The sequence below is a fragment of the Streptomyces sp. NPDC005761 genome (genome assembly GCF_040630635.1).
Taxonomy (GTDB): domain Bacteria; phylum Actinomycetota; class Actinomycetes; order Streptomycetales; family Streptomycetaceae; genus Streptomyces.
In genome coordinates this window covers 121,223-144,611 of sequence record NZ_JBEXXX010000006.1, presented here as the reverse complement: position 1 = coordinate 144,611, position 23,389 = coordinate 121,223, and the positions used below count along the sequence as shown (strand labels likewise).

The window sequence follows — 23,389 nt, the reverse complement described above, 5'->3', positions numbered from 1 at the left end:
ACGAACTGTTGAAGGAGTCTTCACTCGGGAATGCGACCCGTCAAGACCCCATCCTCCCCTCGGACCGCCCGGTCGACCACGCGTGGCGCCGATTGGAGATTTCCACAAAGTAAAAGTCATATTTCGGAGTGCGGAATGTAGAATGGGCTATACGCGGCGCCGTGCGGACCGCCGGACAGGCCCGGAACACCCGGAGGAACGAGCCCTGACCGGCCCGGACGGTGTGCCTGCGACAGTGGGCCGATCGGGAAGTGCCCGGTAGGCTGCTGCCTTGCTCTTCCGCTTCGAAAGGACCGTTGACGTGCCGCCGTCCCACGCCAGCACTTCCGACTCCAAGTCCGCCGGTTCCAGCGGTGGTGTGCAGTCCCTTGAGCGCGCCTTCGATCTGCTGGAGCGGATGGCCGACGCGGGGGGCGAGGTCGGCCTGAGCGAGCTCTCCGCGAGCAGCGGTCTCCCGCTGCCCACCATTCACCGGCTGATGCGCACGCTCGTGGTGTGCGGCTACGTACGCCAGCAGCCCAACCGGCGTTACGCGCTGGGCCCGCGCCTGATCCGGCTCGGCGAGTCCGCCGCGCGGCTGCTCGGCACCTGGGCCCGCCCGTATCTGGCCCAGTTGGTCGAGGAGACCGGCGAGACGGCCAACATGGCGCTCCTGGACGGCGACGAGATCGTGTACGTGGCGCAGGTGCCGTCCAAGCACTCGATGCGCATGTTCACCGAGGTGGGCCGCCGGGTGCTGCCGCACTCCACCGGCGTCGGCAAGGCGCTGCTGGCGCACACCCCGGCGGACGAGGTGCGGGCGCTGCTCGCGCGCACCGGGATGCCGGCCGCCACCGAGAAGACGATCACCACCCCGGACGGCTTCCTGGAGGCCTTGGAGCAGGTCCGCAGGGTGGGTTACGCGGTGGACGACAACGAGCAGGAGATAGGGGTCCGCTGCCTGGCCGTCTCGGTCCCCAACTCCCCCACCTCCGCGGCGATCTCGATCTCCGGCCCGGCGGGCCGGGTGACCGAGGCGGCCACCGAGCGCATCGTGCCGATTCTCCAGCAGGCCGCGAAGGAACTGTCCGAGGCCCTGGCCAGCAGCGGTCCGTCGGCCTGAGACGCAAAGGAGGGGTGGTCCGGAGCCTTCACGCTCCGGACCACCCCTCTGCCGTGTCCGCTCCTCCCGCTCAGATCAGTGCCGGGGCGGTCAGCCTGCCGTCCTGCATCGTGACGGTCCGGTCCATCCGGTCCAGATGGGTCCGGTCGTGGGTGACCATGACGGTCGCCGTGGACCGCTGCCGGGTCAGCGAGACGAGGAGATCGAGCACCGCCGCCCCCCGTTCGTGGTCCAGGGCGCTGGTCGGCTCGTCGACGAGCAGGACCGCCGGGTCGTTCATCAGGGCCCGCGCGATGTTGATCCGCTGGCGCTGCCCGCCCGAGAGCTGGTGCGGCCGGCGATCCGCCTTGTCGGCGAGATGGACCGCGTCGAGGAGTTCCAGCGCACGGGTGCGGGCGGTTCGCGCCGCACCGCCCGACAGGTGCGTCATGACCTGGAGCTGTTCGGCGGCGGTCAGCGAGGGCAGCAGGTTGGGCTGCTGGAAGACGATGCCGATCCGTTCGCGGCGCAGCGCCGCTTTGTCCGCGCGGCCGAGCCCTGCCGTATCCGTACCGGCGACGACGACGGCGCCCTCGTCGGGATTGACCAGGGTGGCCGCCACGGCGAGCAGGCTCGACTTGCCCGAGCCGGAGGGGCCGACGACGGCGGTGAGCGTGCCGGCCGGCACGTCGAGCGCGACGCGGTCCAGGGCGGTGAGCCGCCCGTCGCCGTCGGGGTAGGTGAGCGTGACGTCGGTGAGCGTGAGGGTCATCGGGCACTCCCCAGTGCGGTGAGCGGGTCTACGGCGGTGATCCGCCGGATGGACAGGGCCGCTCCGACCGCGCCGAGGGCGATCATGACGGCGGCCGGAACGAGGACGGTCGACGCCTCCAGGACGAAGGGCACGGCCCCTCCGCCGACCAGCGCACCGATGCCGGAGGCCAGCGCGGTGCCCACTCCCGTGCCGATCGCGAGCATCACCACAGCCTGTCCGAGTGCGTCCCGCAGCAGATACGGCGTGGAGGCACCCAGTGCCTTGAGAACGGCGACATCGCCGCTGCGCTGGATCGTCCACACGGTGAAGAAGGCGCCGATGACCAGGGCGGAGATGGCGAAGAGGAAGCCGCGCATCAGCTGGAGTGAGCCGTTCTCCGCCTGGTAGGAGCCGATGGCGGTGAGGGCGCCGTCGCGCGTGAGCGTGCTGGTGCCCGCCGCCCGGTCGCCGGCGGCCAGATCAACTCCGTCGGTGGTGGTCAGCGCGACCACGGTGGCGTGCTCCTCATCGCCGGCGCCGTCCGCCCCGAACCGCTGCCAGTCGGCGAGCGCGGCCCACACGACCGGCGTATGGCTGTACGAGGCGTCGTCGGCGACCGCCGTGACGGTGACCTCGTCGCCGCCGATCCGCAGCCGGTCGCCGGCGCCGGCCGCCAGGTCCTCGGCGGCCTGCTCGGAGAGCACGACCCTGCCCGGTCCGACCGGGGCGCCCGGTGGCGCCAGGCCGCCCCCCGGCTCGACACCGAATGCCGAGACGGCCGCCGTCCGCTCCCCCGCCCCCGTAGCGGCGGCGTTCAGCGTGCGAATGCCGAGCGGCTGCGCCGTGGTGACCCCGGGCTGCTTCGCCCAGCTGTGCCAGGCGGACTCCCGGACGGTCGAGTCGGTGAAGGACACCGACCTGCCGTCGGGCGGGGCGGCGAACGCGAGGTGGTCGGCGTTCAGCCCCGTGACGGCCGAGGTGTTCTCCCGGGCCAGTCCGGCCGTGAGGCCGGACAGCAGACCCACGAGCAGCGTGATCAGCACCACGACCGTGCCCATGAGCGCGAACCGGCCCTTGGCGAACCGAAGATCTCTCCATGCGACGAACATGACTCCAGCCTCGGATTTCCCGGCCGCGGAAACATCGCCCGCGGGCCGGTCCCGACATCAACCTTTCGATTGACCGGCACCGCACACCCCGCGTCTACGCTGGACGAATCATGGAAACGCGAGTCCAGCCCCCGGTCGCCGCCGCGCTGCGGCTGTGTCTGCACGCCCTGCTGCTGGGGCTGCTGGCGCTCGCCGCGGTGCAGGCCGTGAGCGACGACGCCCCACGTGCCGGGGCCGTCGTCGTGGTCGCGGGCGTCATGGCCGCGGCGTATGCGGCGGGGGCGCTCGCCCCGTCCGTCCAGCCGCGCACCCGGGCGGGGGCGCTGTGGCTCGCGGTCCTGGGAGCGCTCTGGCTGGTGCTGCTGGCCCTGTCGCCGGACGCGCTGTGGCTGGCGTTCCCGCTCTACTTCCTCCAGCTGCACCTGCTGCCCATCCGCTGGAGCCTGCCCGCCGTGGTGGTCACGGCGGCGGCCGCCATCACCAGTTTCCTGCTGCACGGCGAGGCGGTCACGCCCGGCACGTTCATCGGCCCGCTGCTCGGTGCGGCGGTCGCGGTCGCCACCGTCCTCGGCTACGACGCACTTTTCCGCGAGAGCGAGCGGCGCCGCGAGCTCATCGAGGAGCTCGTCTCCACCCGCGCGGAACTGGCCGAGGCGGAGCGGACGGCCGGGACCCTGGCCGAACGCGAACGGCTGGCCCGCGAGATCCACGACACCCTCGCGCAGGGCCTGTCCAGCATCCAACTGCTGCTGCGCGCCGCCGAGCGCACCCTTCCCGAGGACGCCCCCGCCGCGGCCCATGTCCGCCGGGCGCGCGAGGCCGCCCAGGACAATCTCGCCGAGGCCCGTCGGTTCGTACGCGCCCTGACCCCGCCCGATCTGGAGAACGGGTCGCTGACGGCCGCCCTGGAGCGGCTCTCGGCCCGCACCACCACGCCCGCGCTGACGGTGCAGTTCGCCGTGAGCGGCACCCCGGTGGAGCTGCCCACTCCCTACGAGGTGGCGCTGCTGCGCACCGCCCAGTCCGCGCTGGCCAACACGGTGCAGCACGCCTCCGCGCGACGGGCGGAGATCACCCTGAGTTTCATGGACACCTCGGTCGCGCTGGACGTGGTCGACGACGGCCACGGCTTCGCCGACGACTCCGCAGCGCGCAAGGGCTCCGCGACGGGTGGCTTCGGGCTGCCGGCCATGCGCTCCCGGGCCCGTTCGCTCGGCGGCACCCTGAGCGTCGAATCGGCGCCCGGCCAGGGCACGGCCGTCGCCCTGACCCTGCCGCTGCCCCTCCCCGACGCCCGGACCGGACAGGACGCCGCATGACCGTGACCGCTCCGATCCGGCTGCTGCTCGCCGACGACCACCCGGTGGTACGGGCGGGACTGCGGGCCGTCCTGGACACCGAGCCGGACTTCCGCGTCGTCGCCGAGGCCGCCACCGCCGAACGGGCGGTGGCCCTGGCCGCGACCGGCGGGTTCGACGTGGTCCTGATGGACCTGCAGTTCGGTGCGGGTCTGCACGGATCGGCGGCGACCGCGGCGATCACCGCGGCGCCCGACGCACCCCGGGTGCTGATCCTGACGACGTACGACAGCGACGCCGACATCCTGGCTGCGGTGGAGGCGGGCGCGGCGGGCTATCTGCTCAAGGACGCCCCGCCGGAGGAGCTGGCCGCCGCGGTCCGTACGGCGGCGGCCGGCCGCTCAGCCCTGGCACCGGCTGTCGCGCACCGGCTGATGGACCGCATGCGGATGCCGGCCCAGGCACTCACCAAGCGCGAGCTGGAGGTCCTGCAGCTGGTCGGCGAGGGACTGTCGAACCTGCAGATCAGCAAGAAGCTGTTTCTCAGCCAGGCGACGGTGAAGTCCCATCTGGTGCACATCTACGCCAAGCTGGGCGTGGACTCGCGCACCGCGGCGGTCGCGGCTGCGACAGCCCGCAGGCTCATCCGCCGCTGAGGCCCCTCCTGACGGCTTCAGCGCCGCGGTGGCTCGCCGAACAGATCGACCGCGATCCTTACCTCCCTGAGTGCCGACGCCAGCGCGCTGACCGAGCCGACCGCCCCCGCGATCAGCAGCAGCGACCGGCGCAGCCGGGGAATCTCGGGCGCGCCACCGGCCGCCATCGCGTCCAGCGCGGCGAGCTCGTCCTCGGCGATCGCGCGGTCCGGGAACTCCGCGGGATGCCCGGCCAGCTCCCGTCGGAGCCGGGAGACGGCCGTACGCAGCTCCGTCACTCTCGGGTCCTCACCGCTGCTGGTCACCCGCGCCTGCCCCACGCTCTTCAACAAAGCACTCCCCCTCGCACATCTTTGTGCCGGTGTTTCGACCAGGCCCCGAACCGTGGTCAAGTGTCCGGGGATGCGGGCAAGTTAACGCCATGACAGGTGCCGGGCGCCACTCCGCGGACGGAAGTCGGAGTGTCCCGCACATTGACGCGGTCCGGCAGACCGGTCCGGTCCGTGCGGGAACGGCCCGTCCGGTGTATCCAGGCGGCATGACAAGCACACCGCACACCCCCTCCTCCCCCTCCCCGTCCGCCGCCCCCGTCGTCGCCGGGCTGCTCCTCGCGGCGGGCGGCGGACGCAGGCTGGGCGGCCGCCCGAAGGCCCTGCTGGAGCACCGCGGCCGCCTGCTCGCCGACCATGCCGTGGGCACCCTCCGGGAGGGCGGATGCGGCCCGGTCCATGTGGTGCTCGGTGCGGCCGCCGACGAGGTACGGGCGCGCGCCGAACTGTCCGGCTGCACCGTGAGCGTCAACCCGGAGTGGACCGAAGGCATGGGGTCCTCGCTGCGTGCCGGGCTCACCGCTCTCGCCGACAGCAGCACGCACGTGGACGCGGTCGTCGTACTCCTGGTCGACCAGCCCGGCATCGGCGCCGAAGCCGTCGCCAGGGTGCGGGCGGCGTACCGCTCGCGTACGAGCCTGGCGGCGGCCTCGTACGACGGGGAGCGCGGCCATCCGGTGCTCTTCGGGGCCGGTCTGTGGACGGACATCGCGGCGGGCGCGGTGGGCGATCAGGGGGCCCGGGCGTATCTGCGGGCGCATCGCGACGCGATCACGCTCGTCGAATGTTCCGATGTGGCTGAGGCCTACGACATCGACACGGCGGAGGACCTCTCGCACCTTGAGTGAACACTCTGGCACTCTGCGCCAGCACCCTCCCTCTTCTGTCGACCCGGAGAATCTCGACATCAACAAACCATTGAACTTCCACCATGAGGAAACTACTATCCACTGGTCAGAAGCCCTCTGCACCGCAGACGGCGACCACGGCCGTATCCCGGAGCCCTGGCACGCCGTGCCATTTCAGGCGACCCGGCGGCCGTGAAACGTCGCCCGCACCGCCCGCTGAAGGAGTGACAGCTCATGTCCGCACCAGCGCCGTCCTCGCTGGCCATCGTCGATGCCGAGCCCCTGCCCCGGCAGGACGAGGTCCTCACCCCCGCGGCCCTCGCGTTCGTGGCCGAGCTGCACCGCCGGTTCACGCCCCGGCGTAACGAGCTGCTCGCCCGCCGCGGTGAGCGCCGCACGGAGATCGCCCGCACCTCCACGCTGGACTTCCTGCCGGAGACCGCCGCGATCCGCGCGGACGACTCCTGGAAGGTCGCACCGGCGCCGGCAGCGCTGAACGACCGCCGGGTGGAGATCACCGGTCCGACCGACCGCAAGATGACGATCAACGCCCTGAACTCGGGCGCGAAGGTCTGGCTCGCCGACTTCGAGGACGCGTCCGCCCCCACGTGGGAGAACGTCGTCACCGGCCAGCTCAACCTGATGGACGCCTACAACCGCGCCATCGACTTCACCGACCCGAAGTCCGGCAAGTCGTACGCCCTGAAGCCGGCCGACGAGCTCGCGACCGTCGTCACCCGCCCCCGCGGCTGGCACCTGGACGAGCGCCACCTCCAGCTCGACGGCACCCCGGTGCCCGGCGCCCTGGTCGACTTCGGCCTCTACTTCTTCCACAACGCGCAGCGCCTGATCGACCTGGGCAAGGGCCCCTACTTCTACCTCCCCAAGACGGAGTCGTACCTGGAGGCCCGCCTCTGGAACGACATCTTCGTCTTCGCCCAGGACGAGCTCGGCATCCCGCAGGGCACGGTCCGCGCCACGGTCCTGATCGAGACGATCACCGCCGCGTACGAGATGGAGGAGATCCTCTACGAGCTCCGCGACCACGCCTCCGGGCTGAACGCGGGCCGCTGGGACTACCTCTTCTCCATCGTCAAGAACTTCCGCGACGGCGGCTCGAAGTTCGTCCTCCCGGACCGCAACGCGGTGACGATGACCGCCCCGTTCATGCGGGCGTACACCGAACTCCTCGTCCGCACCTGCCACAAGCGCGGCGCCCACGCCATCGGCGGCATGGCCGCCTTCATCCCGTCACGCCGGGACGCCGAGGTCAACAAGGTCGCCTTCGAGAAGGTCAAGGCCGACAAGGACCGTGAGGCGCACGACGGCTTCGACGGCTCCTGGGTCGCCCACCCCGACCTGGTCCCGATCGCCATGGCCTCCTTCGACGCGGTCCTCGGCGAGAAGCCGAACCAGAAGGAGCGCCTGCGCGAGGACGTCACGGTGGCCGCCGGCGACCTCATCGCCATCGACACCCTGCACGCCAAGCCCACGTACGACGGTCTGCGCAATGCCGTCGCGGTCGGCATCCGCTACATCGAGGCGTGGCTGCGCGGCATGGGCGCGGTCGCCATCTTCAACCTGATGGAGGACGCGGCCACGGCCGAGATCTCACGCTCGCAGATCTGGCAGTGGATCAACGCGGACGTGGTCTTCGAGAACGGCGAGCACGCCACGGCGGAGCTGGCCCGCAAGGTCGCGGCCGAGGAACTGACCGCGATCCGCACCGAGATCGGCGACGAGGCCTTCACGGCCGGCAAGTGGCAGCAGGCCCACGACCTCCTCCTCCAGGTCTCCCTGGACCAGGACTACGCGGACTTCCTGACGCTCCCGGCGTACGAGCAGCTGCGCTGACGCGGCTTGCGTACGCCTCCGCCCCCGGTGCCTGCGACGGCGCCGGGGGCGGTGGTTCGGGCGGTCCGCGCCGGCGTACGCAGCGGTCAGAGCTGGTTGACCGGGCGCATGGCCAGGCCCTCGGTTCCGGCCCAGCCGTTCACCCGGGCGGCGTCGTCGTAGGAGACGGAGCGAAGGCCGTCGGGCAGGTCGAAGAGGAGAGTGCCGGTCAGTTCGGTGCCCTCACCGGCGATCAGCGTGGCGGTGAACACGGTGGACTGGTCGTATTCCGCCTCGCCCCCCTCGTCGTTGCCGAAGACGTACAGGCCGGCATAGGCCTTGCCGCCTCCCGCGACGACGAGGGGCTCGGTGTCCGGCTCCTCCAGCACCTCGACGATCGGAGCGCTGTTACCGGCTCCGAGCCGAACCTGCGGTGAGTCGTTGAGGACACACGGCGACGTGCTGCCGTTGGTGACGGTCAGCAGGAAGTGGCGGGGGGTCTCCCCCGGCGGGTCCTGGAGCTCGACCGCGGTGGTGAGGCCGGTGGACCTGCAGTCCGGGTGGTCGGTGCCGTTGCCGCCGCCGGTCTCACCGCTGTCCCCGGTCTCCTCGGCCGGCCCGCTGCTGGTCCCGGTGCCGGAATCACCCGAGGGTCCGACGCTCTTCGACGTGGTCGCCGCCGGGGCGGAGTCCGACGGGGACGCCGCCTTGTCGTCACCCCCGGAGGGCTGGCAGGCGGTGGTCGCCAGCAGGGCCGCGGCCACAGCCACCCCCAGGAGGGTGCCGCGCAGGACCTGACGTACCGAACCGGTTCTGACTTCCTTCGCGTTCATGGTGAGTTCCTCTTCCCCCGTGACCGGCCCGGGGCCGGCCTGTGTGCGTGCGATACCAGCGATTCTGACCAGGGAGGAGCCGCCGGGGCACCCTCGATCCGGCTTTGTTACGGCCCTCGTACGGACTGCGTACCGTGGCATGACGACGGCCTCGCCGAGCACGGCCGTGCTCGGTGTGCGGGCGCCGCCCGCCCCCATGACGCGCCCGCCCGTCGTGAAATCATCCCGGCGTCGGCCCTCGGAAACCGGCACCCGTCACGCATCGACCCAGGGAGCCCCACGCCTCATGCCCGTGCATTCACTCGCCCACGCACCGCTCTCGGCCGATGCGGTACGGGAGTTGCTGGCCATGCCCAGCCTGCCGGCCGTCCCCGAGGAGGAGTTCGACGAGTACAGCGAGGAGGAGCTCGGCTGGGCGGTCACCTTTCTCGTCCAGGACGCGGTCGTCACCAGGAACCATCACGTCCTGTGGTACGAGGGCGAACCGCTGGGCGACCCGGAGAGCACGCTGATCCTGACGTTCGGCGAGGCGTATCCCGTCAACCCCCCGGATCCCGACGAATATGGTCACGACGCACTCGTCGAGCTCGTCGAAAAGTGGGCCGGGCTGCCGGGCTGGACCCTTCTCGAACAGCCGGCCGAAGCGGAGTGCGAGGCCGTGCTCGACCGGGCGGCGGACGTCATCACCGCCGAACTCGGGCCGCCCCTGCGCACGCTGCGCTCCAACGACTGGCTCGGCATGGGGCCCCACCTGCGGTGCCGGGTATGGCGCAGGGGCGAGCACGGCGTCGTGCTCTCCCCGCGCGAGGACGGCGGCCCCTACGGCTATCTGACCCACCTGGTCCTGGCCGTGCACCCCTGGCCGGCGGACGAGGAGCTGCCGGACGCGGACGAGGAGTGCCTGCGATGGGTGCGGGACCGCATCATCCTGTGACGGTGTACGGGCGGGCGCGGGTGCCCTTCCGCGTGTGACCGGCCGACGGAGTCCACCGGGACTCCGCGAGCCGGCCGGCCCGTGTGGAATCGGTACGTGTATCCGCCTGACGGCCGCGGGACCGGTGCTGTCTGCTCAGGTGCCCCCGAGCACGACCGTGCGCGCCGCCGAGAAGTCGCCCCACTTGCCGTCCGGGAGTTTGGCGCGGATCTTCATCGAGTAGCGGGTGCCGCGCGGGTCGGTGACGGTGAGCCGGTAGCTCGCGCGGCCCGCGGGTGGTTCGCCGCCCCAGACGATCGTGGTGGTCAGCCGGCCGTCGAGGTAGAGCTGGTAGGCGGGTATCTTCCCGCCGGTGTCCGGCTGCTTCCAGTCCAGGTCGACGGCGTACTCCTTGCCCTGGGCACTGCTCGTGATCCGCAGGTCCGTGGGGGCGGTACCGGCGGGGGCTCCGGGGGCGGTCGCGGTGGTGAGGTCGAAGGTGTTGCTGTCGGGTGACGAGGTGTCGGCCGCGTCGCGGGCGCGGACGGTGAAGGTGTAGACGGTGCCGGGGCGCAGTCCGGTCAGCCGGGCCGTGGTCTCCGTGCCGGGCACGCTGTGGATGCGGGAGCCCTCCTGATAGATGTCGTACGCGGTGACGCCGACATCATCCGTGGAGCCGCCCCAGGACAGGGCCGCGGCCCGGCTGCCGTCGGCCTTGCCGCGCAGTTTCCCCGGCCGCGTCGGGGCCTCGTGGTCCGCGGGGGTGGGCGCGGGGGTGGTGACCGCCGCTGCGGCGCTGGGCGCGGAGAGGTTTCCGGCGGCGTCCCGGGCTCGGACGGTGAAGGTGTACGGGGTCGAGGCAGTCAGCCCGTCGATGTCGGTCATCACCTTGGCGGCCGGGACGGATCTGACCTTCTTGCCCTGGCGGTACACCTCGTACCCGGTGACTGCGGTGTCGTCGGTGGCCGGCTCCCACATGACGTGCGCGGACGTGGCGGTGCTCGCCTGGGCGGTCACCCCGTGCGGCGCGGTCGGTTTCCGGGTGTCCGCCTCGGCCTCCGAGCCGCAGGCGGTGAGCGTGGCGAGGAGCAGGGCGGCGGAGCAGGCCAACTCGGCGGTTGCGTGGGGGCGTTGCACGGTGATGCCTTCCATCCGACGGCAATGGTCCAGACCTGTATCGCATGGCGTGGGGGCCGCCGACAAGGGGGTGGAGCGGAACCTTCCGCAATGTGCCGGTGTGCACCGCGGGCAGGCCGCCACGCGAAGCCCTCCGTCGCGCCGTGGACTCTGCCGGAAGACACGGGGCGCGCCGAGCGATGATTCCCGGGCGCTCGGGCAGTCTGCACAGTCATGGATACGCAGACGAACTCAGCGCCCCTCCTCGACCTCGGACCCGCGGCCCGGCAGATCGCCGGGATGCTCGACGGCATCGACGACACCCGGCTGACCGGGCCGACCCCGTGTCCCGACGTCACGGTGGGTGCGATGCTCGCGCACGTCGAGGGACTGGCCGTGGCGTTCCGCGACGCCGCGCGCAAGGAACTGGGAGCGACGACCGATACGGCGCCCTCGGTGGGGTCGGGGGTACTGGCGGACGGGTGGCGCAGCACGCTGCCCCTGGCACTCGACGAGATGGTGGCCGCCTGGCGCTCGCCCGAAGCCTGGCAGGGCATGACCCGGGCGGGCAGTGTGGACCTGCCGGGAGAAGTGGCCGGCATGGTCGCGCTCAACGAGCTGGTGCTGCACGGATGGGACCTCGCACGGTCGACCGGGCAGCCCTATCGAGCCGAAGAGGCGCATCTGCGGACCTCGATGGCGCTGCTGGCCGACGTGGGCGACAACCCGCCGCCCACCTCGCCGTTCGGGCCGCCCGTCCCGGTTCCGGACGACGCGCCCCTGCTGGACCGGGCGGTCGCCCGCAGCGGCCGGCGCCCGGACTGGCGGCCGGAGGGCTGAGCCCGCCTGCCGCTCCCCTGCGGGCCCCCGTCAGCTGGTGAAGAACTCCGTGATCTGCTGCGCGACCTGGTCGGCGTGGACCTCGTGCAGCCGGTGACCGCCGCCGATCGTGATGAGGTGGCAGTCGGGGATCAGGGAGGCCATGTCCTGGAGCCGCGCCTGCGGCATGGTGCTGGCCGGGCCGCCGGCGAGGATCAGCGTCGGGGCGACGATCTCACCGAGCCCCTCCGCCCAGGCCGGATCGGGGTCGGCCACCTGTGTGCGTACGGCCGCGAGGACGGCCTCGTCGTAGTCGACCGGCCCCTCGGGCGGTACGGCGGGGCCCTCCGCGCCGGGGAACGGCGGCGGGGTCTCCACCAGCACGAGCCGCTCCACCCGGTCGGCGTGCTCCTGGGCGAGCAGATGGGCGACGACACCGCCCATGCCGTGGCCGACCAGGCCGACGCGGTCGAGCTCGCACGCGTCCAGGAAGCCGAGGACGTCGTCCCGCATCAGCTCGAAGTCGTACTCGTCGGGCCAGTCGCTCTCGCCGTGCCCCCGCAGATCGAGGGCGTACACCCGCCACTCCTGACCGAGCAGGCTCGCGGCCGCCTCCCAGCTCGCGGCACGATCGCCGAGGCCGTGCAGCAGCACGACGGGGGAGCCGAACGGATCGCCCCAGGTCCCGTACGCCAGACGTACGTCGCCGACATCCACAACAGACTGATCATCCATACCCCCGACGCTACAGCCGAATGAGCGAAGATCGTTCCCGCGGCCTGGCAGGCTGGAAAGGTGAAGCTCACCGCGCGTTCCACCGTCGCCTCCCTCATCGCTCTCGCCCTTGCCGTCGCCGCCCTGTCCGGGTGCGCGGGAGCGGATCCGGGCGGCGCCTCGGGCAGGGGGGCTTCCGGTGCCGGGCTGGACGATCCGGCGAAGAAGGACATCGCCATGCAACTGGTCTCCAGCGCGGAGAACTCCTCACTGGACTGGAAGGGCCAGTACGGATACATCCAGGACATCGGGGACGGCCGCGGCTACACGGGGGGCATCATCGGCTTCTGCTCCGGCACAGGCGACATGCTGAGCGTGGTCGAGCGGTACGCGAAGGCCCGGCCGGGAAACCAGCTGGAGCGTTTCCTGCCCGCCCTGCGTGCGGTGGAGGGGACCGACGCGCACACGGGACTCGGCCGCCCGTTCACCGAGGCATGGGCCGCGGCAGCGGGCGACGCGGCATTCCGCTCGGCCCAGGACACCGAGCGGGACCGCACGTACTTCGACCCCGCGGTCAGTCAGGCGAAGAAGGACGGGCTGGGCGCGCTGGGCCAGTTCATCTACTACGACGCCTACGTGATGCACGGAGCCGGTGACAGCGACGGCGACGTCGGGTTCCGCACGATGCGACGCCAGGCTCTCGCCGAGGACCGGTCCCCCGCCCAGGGCGGCGACGAGGGCGCGTACCTCGACGACTTCCTCGACGCCCGGGTCGCGGCCATCCGCAAGGAGCCCTCGCACACCGACACCAGCCGGGTCGAGACGGCCCAGCGGGTGTTCTTGCGCGAGAGGAAGTTCGGCCTTCAGACGCCGCTGCGGTGGACGGTGTACGGCGACAGCTATCTGATCAAGGAGGCGGACGCTCCGTAAACCCATGATCGACGGGCGCGCGAAGCGTTGGACGAGCGACCCGTGTGCGCCGGTGCTCACCGTATATGACCTGCACTTTCACTCCTCCGGGACAGGATCCCCCCACCCGTGTCCCAGGGCCCGGCCCGCCCGTTGAGGCGGGCGGACGGTCCACGCGGCGTGGGCCGGAACACTGAGGAGCCTCCGACATGATGAAGAAGATCCTGCTGGCCGCGGCCATGCTGACCGCCGGTCTCGGCCTGGCCGTCTCCCCCGCGGCCCAGGCTTCCCCGAGCACTCCTGCCGCGCACCGTGCCGAGGCGGCACCGACCGTCGTCTGCACGGTCAACGACAACGGAGTGAACTTCCGCGGCGGGCCGGGGACGGACTACCCGGTACTGGGTCAGGTGAACCAGGGGCAGAACCTCGACTACCGCGGCCAGCAGGGCAATTGGGTGATGGGTGACCTGTGGGGCGGACCTACGGGCGTCTGGATCCACGTGGCCTATCTGAACTGCTGATCCCGGCACCCACCGGCCCAGCGCCAGGCGCCCAGGCGCCCGGCACTGGGCTTCCGCATGCTCGGGCAGCGCCCAACTCGTTCGCGTCGCAGGGGTGTACGACCGCCGTTCAACTCTGATAGGAAAGCTTCCTAACAGAACAGGAACGACGAACTCCCTTGGAGGACTGGTGCACGCTCCCCACAAGCGCACCGCACGTCGCACCAACCGATCCCTGCGCGTCGCACTCGTCGCGCTCGGTCTGACCCTCACGGCGATTCCCGCCACGGCCTTCGCCGGCACCGAGCCCGCCCCCACGGCGGTTCACCACCAGGAGGCAGCCGCGAACGGGCTCGACGATCCCGCGAAGAAGGACATCGCCATGCAGTTGGTCTCCAGCGCGGAGAACTCCTCACTGGACTGGAAGGGCCAGTACGGATACATCGAGGACATCGGTGACGGCCGCGGCTACACGGCGGGCATCATCGGCTTCTGCTCCGGCACGGGCGACATGCTCGACCTGGTCGAGCTGTACACCGAGCGGGAGCCGGACAACGTCCTCGCGGAGTATCTGCCGGCCCTGCGTGACGTGGACGGCACCGACTCGCACGACGGGCTCGACCCCGGCTTCAGCGAGGCCTGGGAGAGCGCCGCAGGTGATCCGGCGTTCCAGCAGGCACAGAACGACGAGCGCGACCGGGTGTACTTCGACCCGGCGGTCGGCCGGGGCAAGGACGACGGGCTGGGCACGCTCGGCCAGTTCGCGTACTACGACGCCATCGTGATGCACGGCGACGGCGGCGACGCCACGAGCTTCGGCTCCATCCGCGAGCGCGCGCTCGCGACGGCGAAGCCGCCGGCCCAGGGCGGCGACGAGGTCACCTACCTCAACGCCTTCCTCGACGCACGGGTCTGGGCCATGAAGCAGGAGGAGGCCCACTCGGACACCAGCCGGGTGGACACCGCTCAGCGGGTCTTCCTGGACGAAGGCAATCTGAATCTGGATCCGCCGCTCGACTGGAAGGTGTACGGCGACAGCTTCCACATCGGCTGACGCATCCGGCCCGCTCATGGCTGTGGCGCGTACGGCCGTCCTCGCGGGCGGATCCGTACGCGCCACAGCGCCGTGATGAGCGGTCAGTGCACGGCCACCGGGGCCGTGTTGGCCGGCTCCTGGTCCTGCGTCTCCGTCTCGGGCCGGGCGTCCGGTTTGCGGCCCAGGTGGTTGAAGGCCAGGTTGAGGACGATCGCCACGACGCAACCGGTGGAGATCCCCGAGTCGAGGACGACGAGCAGATCCTCGGGGAAGGCGTGGTAGAACTCCGGCGCCGCGATCGGGATCAGCCCTATCCCCACGGCGGCCGCTACGATCAGCGCGTTCTCGCCCTTGTCCAGCGCGGCGGTGGCCAGCGTCTGGATACCGCTCGCAGCGACCGAGCCGAAGAGCACGATGCCCGCGCCGCCCAGCACCGGCAGCGGTACCAGCGCGATGACCGAGGCGGCCACCGGGCACAGGCCGAGCAGGATGAGGATGCCGCCGCCTGCTGCGACGACGAACCGGCTGCGGACCTTCGTCATGGCGACCAGGCCGATGTTCTGGGCGAAGGCGCTGCACATGAAGCCGTTGAACAGCGGGCTGACGGCGCTGCCCAGGGTGTCGGCCCGCAGACCCCCCTCGATGGTCCGTTCGTCGGCCGGCCGGCCGACGATCTTTCCGAGGGCCAGCATGTCCGCGGTCGACTCCGTCATGCAGACCAGCATCACGATGCACATCGAGACGATCGCCGCGATCTCGAACTGCGGTGCCCCGAAGTGGAACGGGGTGGGGAAGCCCACGACATCCGCGTCCTTGATCGCACCGAAGTCCGCGATGCCGACGGGGATCGCAATGATCGTGCCGATGACGAGTCCGAGCAGGATCGCGATCTGCTGGAGGAAGCCGCGCAACAGCTTCCTCAGGGCCAGGACGATCACCAGGGTGACCGCCGCCATCGTGATGTTGGTGGTGGAGCCGTAGTCGTCGGCGGTTGCGTTTCCGCCCTGGGACCAGTTGAAGGCGACCGGCAGCAGGGAGACACCGATCAGGGTGATGACCGTGCCGGTGACCACGGGCGGGAAGAAGCGGACCAGTTTGCAGAAATAGGGGGCGAGGACGAAGCCGAGGAGGCTGGCGACGATGATCGCGCCGAAGATCACGGCGATGCCGTCGTGTCCGCGGTCCTTGCCGATCGCCACCATCGGCGTCACTCCGGCGAACGAGACGCCGTTGACGAACGGCAGCCGGGCGCCTATTCGCCAGAAGCCGAGCGTCTGGAGCAGGGTGGCTATGCCCGCGGTGAACAGGCTCGCCCCCATCAGGAAGGCGGTCTCCTTCGCGGTGAGGCCCACGGCGGGACCCACGATCATGGGCGGGGCCACCACGCCCGCGTACATCGCGGCCACGTGCTGGAGGCCGCTGGTGAACATCTTCAGTGGGGGGAGGGTCTCGTCGACCGGATGCTTCCGGTCGACGAGAGGCGACTGCGGTTCGGGGGCTGCATGTGCGTCGTTGCGAAACCTGGGCGTAGCTGCCACGGCGGTTCCTCCGGTCGGGTACACGTCTGCGGCGACGTGGGTGTCAGGGAGGTGGTGCCGGGACCGGTCCACCGGACCGCGTCCCGTGTGGTGCGTTGATGCAGGTGGGGCAGGTCGTGCAGCTGGTGCGGGCAGCTCGGTTCACCGGTACGGGGAGTACGTACCTCTGGGTGCGTACTCCCCGTACCGGTTGCCGTGGGCCCCGCTCGGGTCCACGGCGGCCGGCCGAGGGCCGTCCCCCTCGGCCGGCCTGTATCGGGGGGTGCCTGGCCGGGAAGCCGTCAGGCCCCGGCGGCGATCTGCGCGAGGCGGCGTGCCTCGTCGCGGGTGGCGCGGGCGATGGCGTCCTCGTCCACGGTGATCAGGTGGTTCGACTCGACGACCGGCTTGCCGTCGACGAGCGAGAGGGTGACGGGGGCGGCGGCGCCGAAGACCAGGGCGGTCACCGGGTCCGCGATGGAGGCGTGGGCGAGGGTGTCCAGCTTCCACAGCACGAGGTCGGCGAGCTTGCCGGGCTCCAGGGAGCCGATCTGGTCCGCGCGGCCGAGGACCTGGGCTCCGCCGTACGTACCCAGGCGCAGGGCCTGACGGGCGTTCAGGGCGCGTTCGCGGTGCGGGCCGAGGCGGTTGATGAGGAGGGCGTTGCGCAGTTCGGTGTGGAGTTCGCCGGACTCGTTGGACGCGGTGCCGTCGACGCCGAGGCCGACCGGGACGCCCGCGGCCAGCATGTCCGGGACCCGCGCGATGCCCGCGGCGAGGCGGGCGTTGGAGGACGGGCAGTGTGCGACACCGGTGCCGGTGCGGGCGAAGGCGGCGATGTCGGAGTCGTTCATGTGGACGCAGTGCGCCATCCACACGTCGTCGCCGAGCCAGCCGGTCGACTCGAAGTAGTCGGTGGGGCCCATACCGAACAGCTCGTGGCAGAACTTCTCCTCCTCCACGGTCTCCGAGCCGTGGGTATGCAGCCGGACTCCGCGACGGCGCGCCAACTCGGCCCCCTGTCGCATCAGTTCGGTGGAAACGGAGAACGGGGAGCAGGGTGCGACGGCGATCTGCGTCATCGCGTCGAAGGAGGTGTCGTGGTGTGCGTCGATGGTCGCCTCGGTGGCGGCCAGCGCGCCGTCCAGGGTCTCCACGGCGAAGTCCGGCGGCAGCCCGCCGTCCTTCTCGCTGCGGTCCATGGACCCGCGGGCGAGGGTGAACCGTACGCCCATGTCTCGTGCGGCGCCGATGATCGCGCCCGACAGGTCGCCGGAGCCCTTGGGGTAGACGTAATGGTGATCCATGGCCGTGGTGACACCGCCGCGGGCCATCATGGCGAGCGACCCCTGCGCGGCGGTGCGGGCCATCGGCTCGTCGATGCGCGCCCAGGTCGGATACAGCGCGACCAGCCACTCGAAGAGGTTGTGGTCGGTGGCCAGGCCGCGGGTGATCCACTGGTAGAAGTGATGGTGCGTGTTGACCAGACCGGGCGTGACCAGGTGCCCGGTTCCGTCGATCCGGCGCACCACGTCTTCCAGGCCCTGCGGTGCCCGGCCGGCGCCGACGGACTCGATGCGGTTGCCCGCGACGACGACATGACCCGAGGCGTACTCGGTGTCGTCGGCGTCGACGGTCGCGATCGAGCAGTTCTCGATGACGATGCGTTCCACTCGGTCGGCTGCCGGTGCTGCCATGGTGCTTCCTTCTCTCTTCAGCGTTGTGGGCACGGCAGGACCCTAGGAGGATTTGAGTGCCACGGCCGTGCGGCCGTGGGTGCCGAGATGGTGGAAGAACAGGTTGAGCAGGACCGCGACGAGCGCTCCGGCGCTGATGCCGGAGCCCAGGACGGTCTGCGCCCAGGACGGGAACCCCGCGTAGAAGCCGGGCGCGGCGAGCGGGATGATGCCCGCGCCGAGCGCCACGGCGACCAGGATGATGTTGGAGCTGTCGTCGAGTCCGGCCTCGGAGAGCGTACGGATACCGCTGACCGCGATCGAGCCGAACAGGACGATGCCGGCACCGCCGAGCACGGGCATGGGCACGAGCGAGACGACCGCGCCGAGGACGGGGAAGACGCCGAGGACCAGCAGCGCGCCGCCGGCGGCCGCGACGACGTACCGGCTGCGCACCTTCGTCAGCGAGACCACGCCGACGTTCTGCGCGAAGGCGCTGGTGGGGAACCCGCCGAAGACCGGTCCGACGAGAGTGGCGATGCCGTCGGTGCGCAGTCCGCGGGTGATGGTCCTGCCGTCGGTGCGCCGGTCGCAGATCTCGCCGAGCGCGAGCATGCCGGCGGATGACTCGGTCATCAGGACGAGCATCACGATGCAGAGGGAGAGGATCGCGGCGGGCTGGAACTCGGGGGCGCCGAAGGCGAAGGGAGCGGGCAGGGCGGCGACCGGAGCGGACCCGATCGCGGAGAAGTCGGCGAGCCCGAACGGTACGGCGGCCAGTGTGCCGACGAGCAGCCCGATGAGCAGGGCGACCTGCCTGAGGAAGCCACGCCCGAACCGCTGGACGATCAGGATGACGATGAGGGTGAAGGCGGCCAGGGCGAGGTACTTCATGGCGCCGAAGTCGGCCGCTTCCTTGTCACCGCCCTGGGCCCAGGAGACCGGGACCGGCATCAGCGTGACCCCGATGAGGGTGATGACGACGCCGGTGACGAGCGGCGGGAAGAAGCGAAGCAGTCTGCCGAAGAACGGGCCGACGGCCAGGCAGAACACCCCGGCGACGAGCACCGCCCCGTAGATCGCGGGGAGTTGGTGTCCGGGTGCGCTGTTCTCCGCGATGGCGAGCATCGGTGCGATGCCCGCCGATGAGGCGGCGTTGACGAACGGCAGCCGGTTGCCGGCGAAGCCGCCGATGCCGAGTGTCTGGAGGAGGGTGGCGCAGCCGGCGATCAGGAGGCTCGCCGCGATCAGCCGGGTCATGCCGGCCTGGTCGAGGCCGACCGCCTGTCCGATGATGAGCGGTGGTGTGACGACGCCCGCGTACATGGCGGCGATGTGCTGGAGCGCGGCGGGGACGAGCCGCGACGGGGCAGGCTTCTCGTCCACGGGGTGGACCGGGCTCTCCAGCGGGGTGGAACATGGGCCTTCTGCTTCTGCGGGCCCAAGTGCAGGCTGTGCCATGGGGGTTCCCTCCGGGCCGCCCGGGTCCCCGTCCGCTGTGGACGGACGGGGACCGGCGCGGCACCGCGTCAGAGGTTGGTCATGTCGACCGGGATCTGCGGCTCGACTCCGTCCCGCAGCACGGTGGCCTCGATGAGCCCGTACGGACGGTCGGCCGCGAAGTAGACCTCGTTGTCGTTCTTGAGGCCGAACGGCTCCAGGTCCACCAGGAAGTGGTGGTTGTTCGGCAGCGAGAAGCGGATCTCGTCGATCTCGCTGCGGCTGTTGATGACGCGCGAACCCATCTGGTACAGGGTCTGCTGGAGCGAGAGCGAGTACGTCTCCGCGAAGGCCTGCAGGATGTGCTTCTTGGCCTGCTCGTACGACTTCTCCCAGTTGGGCATCCGGTCGTCGTCGCTGGTCCAGTTGTAGCGCCAGGCGGCGGCGACGTCGGTGCACAGGATGCGGTCGTACGCCTCCTTGAGCGTCGTGTACTTGTCCTTGACGTAGCCCCAGAACTCCGAGTTGGTGGAGTTCATGACCGTGAGGTCCTTGAGGCCGGAGATGATCTCCCACTTCTCGCCGTCGTAGGTGATCTGCGTGGTGCGCAGTTCCTGGCCCTTGCGGGCGAAGGAGTGGTTGACCTCGTCCGATCCGATGAACCTGGAGCTGTTGTCCGAGGTCGCGATGCGCTCCCAGGAGTACTCCTGGATGCGGATGCGGGCGACCTTGATCGGCTCCTGCGACGTCACGAAGTGACGGGCGAGGTGGATGCCGAACTGCTCGGCGGACTCGATGCCGTGCTCCTTGGCGAACGCGAACACGGTGTTCTTGGTGGTGTCCGTGGGCAGGACGTTCGCGTTGGAGCCGGAGTAGTGGACGTCGTCCATGTCGCCGGAGAGGGCGACCGAGACGTTCAGGTCCTTGATGTGGTGGGTGTCGCCGTCCCGCGTGATCTTGACGACGCGGTTCTCTGCTTTGCCGTACTGGTTCTGGCCGAGAATCGTGGGCATGTGTCTGCTAGCTCCCTCGGTATACGGAGTAGCCGAACGGGTTGAGCAGCAGCGGTACGTGATAGTGCTCGCCCGGGGTGACGGCGAACGTGATCGCCACCTCCGGGAAGAACGCGCCGCTGTCCCTTACGCGGGGGGCGTCCTGCTGCGCCTCGGCTTGCTTCTTGGCGGTGAAGTACGACTCGGTCTCGAAGTCGAGCCGTACGTGGGTGGTGCCTTCCGGCAGGGCCGGCAGGTCCTTGCAGCGCCCGTCCGCATCGGTCGCGGATCCACCGAGCGCCACCCACTGCGCGTCGCTGCCCGAGCGGGCGGCGAGCGTGATGGTGACGGCTGCGGCGGGGCGGCCGATGCTGGTGTCCAGGATGTGGGTGGACACCGATGCGGTGGCGAAGGTGCTCAAGACCTTCACTCTCCTTCTGCTACGAGCTCTTACGAGCCTTCCGTGACGAGACGGGTGAGGCGGATGCGGTTGATCTTGCCCAGTTCGGTGCGCACGATGGCGCGTTCCTGCTCGGGCGTGTTCCCGGTCCGGGACTTCACCGCGTCGCGCATCTGCTCACCGGTGGCTCCGGTGGCGCAGATCAGGAAGACATGCCCGAACCGCTCCTGGTAGGCCAGGTTGAGTGCGAGCATCTCGGCCTTGAGCTCCTCGGTGGCGCCGGCCATCCCCCGCTGTTCGCGGGAGGAGGTCGGGTCCCCGGGTTTCGGGCGGCCGATCGGCGGGTGACCGGCCATGGCGTCGGCCAGGTCCTGCACGCCGAGCGCCGCCGTGGCGGTGTCGCTCGCGGAGAACAGGGCTTCTGCGGTGGCGTACGGACGGCGGGAGAGGATCGCTCTTCCCCAGGCCGCACTGGCGCAGATCTCGTGCAGCACGGTGGCCGCCTCGTCGTCCGCCAGGGTGTTGAACCGGGCGAGGCCCGGCGTGGAGCTCGAAGTCACGGGAGCCTCCGTGGCTGTTTTTCGCTGTGCGTTGGTCGGGCTGCGGATAGCTAACGCCCTCCACAACACCACGTCAACACTTTGTTGAAATTCCGTTCATGTAAAAAGCCGTCGCCCGGCGATCCGGACGACGGCTTCCACGTTCATGTGCCGTTTACATCTACCCGCGTGCCCAACTACTCGGCCTTGGAGCCGTTTTCCCTGTTCAGGTAGTTGTAGACGGTGAAGCGGGAGACGCCCAGGGCCCCCGCCACGGTCTCGACGCCGTGCCGCACCGAGAAGGCACCCCGTGCCTCCAGGGTCCGTACGACCTCCTGCTTGGTCCTGCGGTCCAGTTCGGCGAGCGGCTTGCCGTGCCGGCGCTCCATCGCGGCCAGGATGTGGTCCAGCGAGTCGGAGAGCTGGGGTAGCCGGACGGCTATGACGTCCTCGCCCTCCCAGGCCAGGACGACGTCGTCGGCCTGCGCCTGCTCGGGTCCGAGCAGCTCGGCCCCCATGGCGTCGACGAGCGGCTTGACGGCGAGGACGAGGGGGTGGTCCGCAGGGCCGGTCACTTCGGGTCCTCCCCGATGACGTTGACCTGGAGCGAGACCCGGGTGGCACCGGATGCCAGGGCCTGGCGCAGCAGGGAGTCCACCGCGGTGAGCACCTCGTCGGCGCCGCCCTCCGCCGTGTTGCCGAAGGGGCCGACGTCCACCGCGTCCAGCTCGGCCGACTGGATGACCTCGCGGGCCACGACCGCGTGGGCCGGTGCCTCGTCGAGATCGAACGGCTCGGTGGTGAACTCCACTCTCAAGCGCACTGTGCCTCCCACATGTGTCGCACCGCGTCCGGGGCGACCCGCGGCTCGGGCACGACCCTAACCCGCGCACCCGCTACACCGGCAGCACACAGACCGCCGCCGGGGCGGGGAACGGGCGCCCGACAGGGCTCAGGGCACCGCTGTCCGCGTCGACCCGGAAGACCGTGACCGTCCCGGACCGCTGGTTGGCGGCGAAGAGGAGGGAGCCGTCCGGGGAGAATGCGGTGTGCCGGGGGAAGTCACCGCCCACCGGCACGGTGTCCAGCAGCCGCAGCGTGGCCCCGCCGCCCTCCACGGCGTACCGGGTGAGGCTGTTGTGGCCCCGGTTGGCCAGGTAGGCGAAGCGACCGTCTCCGGTGACCAGGAGCTGGGCGGGGTAACTGGTGCCCTCGCCCGTACCCGTGGGCTGCGGGGCGCCCGGGGTCAGGGTGCCGGTCGCGGGGTCGTAGCCGCAGACCACGACCGTGTTGTCGAGCTCGCACGCCAGGTAGGCGTGGCGGCCGCCCGGGTGGAACGTGAGGTGGCGCGGACCGGCGCCGGGGCGCAGTGCGGCGTACGAGAGCTGCTCCAGGGTGCCGTGGTCCTCGTCGAGCCGGTAGGTGTACACCGTGTCGTTGCCCAGGTCGACGGCGAGGATATGGCGGCCGTCGGGGGCGGTGACGACCTGGTGGGCGTGGGGTCCGTCCTGGCCGGGACCGGGGGCGGGCGTGTCGTGGGTGACCAGGTCGGTGCGCTCCCCCACCGATCCGTCGGCGGCCAGAGGGTGCACCGCGACGCTGCCGGAGGTGTAGTTGGCGCTGAGCAGCCACCGCCCGCCCGGGTGGACCGAGACGTGGCAGGGGCCGGCGCCGCCGGTGGCCCGCGTCCCCAGCACCCGGAAGGTGCCGCCGGTGAGGGCGACGGCCGTGACGCCGCCGTTCTCCTGCTCGTCGACGGCGTAGAGCGTGCTGCCGGTGGGGTGCAGCGCGAGGTACGACGGGTTCTCGACGCCGGTGACGACGGTACGGGAGGTGATGCCACCCGTCGCCGCGTCGTACGAGGCGATACCGATGCCGGTGCCGCCCGGGGTGGCCGAGGTGTACGTGCCCAGGAAGAGCGTCCCGGTCCGGCGCGCCCCTGGCCTCGTCGGGCGCGACGGTGGGCCGGGGCGGATCGCGTTTCGGGGAAGGGTGGGGGCGGCGGCGAGGGCGCCGCCCGCCAGGAGTGCTCCGAGGACGGTGCGGCGACTGGTGGGCGATGTCATGCGAGGCACCT

Annotated in this window: 25 protein-coding genes; 10 read left to right on the top strand and 15 right to left on the bottom strand. The window is 70.9% G+C overall.

Annotated elements, in window-relative coordinates; all coding sequences use genetic code 11:
• Positions 1–301 precede the first annotated feature (301 nt).
• Positions 302–1,102 (top strand): IclR family transcriptional regulator, encoded by an 801-nt coding sequence (locus ABZ434_RS08435; protein ID WP_359133091.1) that lies wholly within the window; start codon positions 302–304, stop codon positions 1,100–1,102.
• A gap of 70 nt (positions 1,103–1,172) precedes the next feature.
• On the opposite strand, the gene ABZ434_RS08430 is transcribed toward ABZ434_RS08435, so the two are convergent.
• A complete protein-coding gene (locus ABZ434_RS08430) occupies positions 1,173–1,853 on the bottom strand; it encodes an ABC transporter ATP-binding protein (protein ID WP_359133089.1) in 681 nt (226 codons plus the stop codon).
• Positions 1,850–2,944 (bottom strand): ABC transporter permease, encoded by a 1,095-nt coding sequence (locus tag ABZ434_RS08425; RefSeq protein ID WP_359133087.1) that lies wholly within the window; start codon positions 2,942–2,944, stop codon positions 1,850–1,852. The genes ABZ434_RS08430 and ABZ434_RS08425 overlap by 4 nt, the downstream gene beginning before the upstream one ends.
• 110 nt (positions 2,945–3,054) lie before the next feature.
• Between ABZ434_RS08425 and ABZ434_RS08420 the strand changes: the two genes are divergently transcribed.
• Positions 3,055–4,263: a sensor histidine kinase gene (locus ABZ434_RS08420; protein ID WP_359133086.1), complete on the top strand. Its 1,209-nt coding sequence runs from the start codon at positions 3,055–3,057 to the stop codon at positions 4,261–4,263.
• Positions 4,260–4,898, top strand: coding sequence for a response regulator transcription factor (locus ABZ434_RS08415; RefSeq protein WP_359133085.1), 639 nt, complete (start codon positions 4,260–4,262; stop codon positions 4,896–4,898). Before ABZ434_RS08420 ends, ABZ434_RS08415 begins: the two co-directional genes overlap by 4 nt.
• Before the next feature lie 17 nt (positions 4,899–4,915).
• Here the strand turns inward: ABZ434_RS08415 and ABZ434_RS08410 are convergent, their stop codons facing one another.
• Positions 4,916–5,230 carry a DUF5955 family protein gene (locus ABZ434_RS08410; protein WP_359133084.1) on the bottom strand — a complete coding sequence of 105 codons (315 nt, stop codon included), beginning with the start codon at positions 5,228–5,230 and terminating at the stop codon, positions 4,916–4,918.
• A gap of 206 nt (positions 5,231–5,436) precedes the next feature.
• Here ABZ434_RS08410 and ABZ434_RS08405 point away from each other — a divergent pair, with 206 nt between their 5' ends.
• Together ABZ434_RS08405 and aceB are read left to right on the top strand one after the other, a co-directional pair.
• The gene (locus ABZ434_RS08405; RefSeq protein WP_359133082.1) at positions 5,437–6,075 is read left to right on the top strand and encodes a nucleotidyltransferase family protein; all 639 of its coding nucleotides are present in this window, start codon (positions 5,437–5,439) and stop codon (positions 6,073–6,075) included.
• Positions 6,076–6,309: 234 nt separating this feature from the next.
• On the top strand, positions 6,310–7,929 hold the full coding sequence (gene aceB / locus ABZ434_RS08400; protein ID WP_359133081.1) for a malate synthase A: 1,620 nt from the start codon (positions 6,310–6,312) through the stop codon (positions 7,927–7,929).
• An 86-nt stretch (positions 7,930–8,015) separates the two neighbouring features.
• Here aceB and ABZ434_RS08395 read toward each other — a convergent pair whose 3' ends face one another.
• A complete protein-coding gene (locus ABZ434_RS08395; protein WP_359133079.1) occupies positions 8,016–8,741 on the bottom strand; it encodes a DUF4232 domain-containing protein in 726 nt (241 codons plus the stop codon).
• A gap of 286 nt (positions 8,742–9,027) precedes the next feature.
• On the opposite strand from ABZ434_RS08395, the gene ABZ434_RS08390 reads away from it, so the two are divergent.
• On the top strand, positions 9,028–9,675 hold the full coding sequence (locus ABZ434_RS08390) for a hypothetical protein (RefSeq protein WP_359133077.1): 648 nt from the start codon (positions 9,028–9,030) through the stop codon (positions 9,673–9,675).
• 135 nt (positions 9,676–9,810) lie between these two features.
• On the opposite strand, the gene ABZ434_RS08385 is transcribed toward ABZ434_RS08390, so the two are convergent.
• Positions 9,811–10,806, bottom strand: a complete 996-nt coding sequence (locus ABZ434_RS08385; protein ID WP_359133076.1) for a fibronectin type III domain-containing protein — start codon at positions 10,804–10,806, stop codon at positions 9,811–9,813.
• A 198-nt stretch (positions 10,807–11,004) separates the two neighbouring features.
• Here ABZ434_RS08385 and ABZ434_RS08380 point away from each other — a divergent pair, with 198 nt between their 5' ends.
• Positions 11,005–11,610: a TIGR03086 family metal-binding protein gene (locus ABZ434_RS08380; protein ID WP_359133074.1), complete on the top strand. Its 606-nt coding sequence runs from the start codon at positions 11,005–11,007 to the stop codon at positions 11,608–11,610.
• A gap of 30 nt (positions 11,611–11,640) precedes the next feature.
• On the opposite strand, the gene ABZ434_RS08375 is transcribed toward ABZ434_RS08380, so the two are convergent.
• Positions 11,641–12,324, bottom strand: a complete 684-nt coding sequence (locus tag ABZ434_RS08375; protein WP_359133073.1) for an alpha/beta hydrolase — start codon at positions 12,322–12,324, stop codon at positions 11,641–11,643.
• Positions 12,325–12,384: 60 nt separating this feature from the next.
• Between ABZ434_RS08375 and ABZ434_RS08370 the strand changes: the two genes are divergently transcribed.
• The 3 genes from ABZ434_RS08370 (at position 12,385) to ABZ434_RS08360 (ending at position 14,766) form a co-directional block, all read left to right on the top strand.
• Positions 12,385–13,233 (top strand): chitosanase, encoded by an 849-nt coding sequence (locus tag ABZ434_RS08370; protein ID WP_359133071.1) that lies wholly within the window; start codon positions 12,385–12,387, stop codon positions 13,231–13,233.
• A 188-nt stretch (positions 13,234–13,421) separates the two neighbouring features.
• Complete coding sequence (locus tag ABZ434_RS08365; protein ID WP_359133070.1) at positions 13,422–13,733, top strand: SH3 domain-containing protein; 312 nt, start codon at positions 13,422–13,424, stop codon at positions 13,731–13,733.
• A 169-nt stretch (positions 13,734–13,902) separates the two neighbouring features.
• Positions 13,903–14,766 carry a chitosanase gene (locus ABZ434_RS08360; RefSeq protein WP_359133068.1) on the top strand — a complete coding sequence of 288 codons (864 nt, stop codon included), beginning with the start codon at positions 13,903–13,905 and terminating at the stop codon, positions 14,764–14,766.
• 83 nt (positions 14,767–14,849) lie between these two features.
• Here ABZ434_RS08360 and ABZ434_RS08355 read toward each other — a convergent pair whose 3' ends face one another.
• From ABZ434_RS08355 to ABZ434_RS08315, 9 genes are all read right to left on the bottom strand, one after another.
• Positions 14,850–16,286, bottom strand: coding sequence for a nucleobase:cation symporter-2 family protein (locus tag ABZ434_RS08355; RefSeq protein ID WP_359133066.1), 1,437 nt, complete (start codon positions 16,284–16,286; stop codon positions 14,850–14,852).
• Between the two features lie 281 nt (positions 16,287–16,567).
• Positions 16,568–17,962: an 8-oxoguanine deaminase gene (locus ABZ434_RS08350; protein ID WP_359133063.1), complete on the bottom strand. Its 1,395-nt coding sequence runs from the start codon at positions 17,960–17,962 to the stop codon at positions 16,568–16,570.
• 42 nt (positions 17,963–18,004) lie between these two features.
• Entirely contained in the window at positions 18,005–19,402 is a 1,398-nt protein-coding gene (locus ABZ434_RS08345) for a nucleobase:cation symporter-2 family protein (protein WP_359133061.1), read from the bottom strand.
• 68 nt (positions 19,403–19,470) lie between these two features.
• Entirely contained in the window at positions 19,471–20,394 is a 924-nt protein-coding gene (gene pucL, locus ABZ434_RS08340) for a factor-independent urate hydroxylase (protein WP_359133059.1), read from the bottom strand.
• Between the two features lie 7 nt (positions 20,395–20,401).
• On the bottom strand, positions 20,402–20,794 hold the full coding sequence (gene uraH, locus ABZ434_RS08335; protein ID WP_306083632.1) for a hydroxyisourate hydrolase: 393 nt from the start codon (positions 20,792–20,794) through the stop codon (positions 20,402–20,404).
• Between the two features lie 29 nt (positions 20,795–20,823).
• A complete protein-coding gene (gene uraD / locus ABZ434_RS08330) occupies positions 20,824–21,333 on the bottom strand; it encodes a 2-oxo-4-hydroxy-4-carboxy-5-ureidoimidazoline decarboxylase (RefSeq protein WP_359133057.1) in 510 nt (169 codons plus the stop codon).
• A 176-nt stretch (positions 21,334–21,509) separates the two neighbouring features.
• On the bottom strand, positions 21,510–21,887 hold the full coding sequence (locus ABZ434_RS08325; protein WP_359133055.1) for a helix-turn-helix domain-containing protein: 378 nt from the start codon (positions 21,885–21,887) through the stop codon (positions 21,510–21,512).
• Positions 21,884–22,123: a hypothetical protein gene (locus tag ABZ434_RS08320; RefSeq protein ID WP_148022282.1), complete on the bottom strand. Its 240-nt coding sequence runs from the start codon at positions 22,121–22,123 to the stop codon at positions 21,884–21,886. Before ABZ434_RS08320 ends, ABZ434_RS08325 begins: the two co-directional genes overlap by 4 nt.
• Before the next feature lie 85 nt (positions 22,124–22,208).
• Positions 22,209–23,378 (bottom strand): lactonase family protein, encoded by a 1,170-nt coding sequence (locus ABZ434_RS08315; RefSeq protein ID WP_359133053.1) that lies wholly within the window; start codon positions 23,376–23,378, stop codon positions 22,209–22,211.
• Positions 23,379–23,389 lie beyond the last annotated feature (11 nt).

Coding starts and splice junctions, on each gene's coding strand:
- ABZ434_RS08430 (WP_359133089.1), bottom strand. CDS start 1,853: ATGACCCTCACGCTCACCGACGTCACGCTCACCTACCCCGACGGCGAC.
- ABZ434_RS08425 (WP_359133087.1), bottom strand. CDS start 2,944: ATGTTCGTCGCATGGAGAGATCTTCGGTTCGCCAAGGGCCGGTTCGCG.
- ABZ434_RS08420 (WP_359133086.1), top strand. CDS start 3,055: ATGGAAACGCGAGTCCAGCCCCCGGTCGCCGCCGCGCTGCGGCTGTGT.
- ABZ434_RS08415 (WP_359133085.1), top strand. CDS start 4,260: ATGACCGTGACCGCTCCGATCCGGCTGCTGCTCGCCGACGACCACCCG.
- ABZ434_RS08405 (WP_359133082.1), top strand. CDS start 5,437: ATGACAAGCACACCGCACACCCCCTCCTCCCCCTCCCCGTCCGCCGCC.
- aceB (WP_359133081.1), top strand. CDS start 6,310: ATGTCCGCACCAGCGCCGTCCTCGCTGGCCATCGTCGATGCCGAGCCC.
- ABZ434_RS08395 (WP_359133079.1), bottom strand. CDS start 8,741: ATGAACGCGAAGGAAGTCAGAACCGGTTCGGTACGTCAGGTCCTGCGC.
- ABZ434_RS08390 (WP_359133077.1), top strand. CDS start 9,028: ATGCCCGTGCATTCACTCGCCCACGCACCGCTCTCGGCCGATGCGGTA.
- ABZ434_RS08385 (WP_359133076.1), bottom strand. CDS start 10,806: ATGGAAGGCATCACCGTGCAACGCCCCCACGCAACCGCCGAGTTGGCC.
- ABZ434_RS08380 (WP_359133074.1), top strand. CDS start 11,005: ATGGATACGCAGACGAACTCAGCGCCCCTCCTCGACCTCGGACCCGCG.
- ABZ434_RS08375 (WP_359133073.1), bottom strand. CDS start 12,324: ATGGATGATCAGTCTGTTGTGGATGTCGGCGACGTACGTCTGGCGTAC.
- ABZ434_RS08365 (WP_359133070.1), top strand. CDS start 13,422: ATGATGAAGAAGATCCTGCTGGCCGCGGCCATGCTGACCGCCGGTCTC.
- ABZ434_RS08350 (WP_359133063.1), bottom strand. CDS start 17,962: ATGGCAGCACCGGCAGCCGACCGAGTGGAACGCATCGTCATCGAGAAC.
- ABZ434_RS08345 (WP_359133061.1), bottom strand. CDS start 19,402: ATGGCACAGCCTGCACTTGGGCCCGCAGAAGCAGAAGGCCCATGTTCC.
- pucL (WP_359133059.1), bottom strand. CDS start 20,394: ATGCCCACGATTCTCGGCCAGAACCAGTACGGCAAAGCAGAGAACCGC.
- ABZ434_RS08315 (WP_359133053.1), bottom strand. CDS start 23,378: ATGACATCGCCCACCAGTCGCCGCACCGTCCTCGGAGCACTCCTGGCG.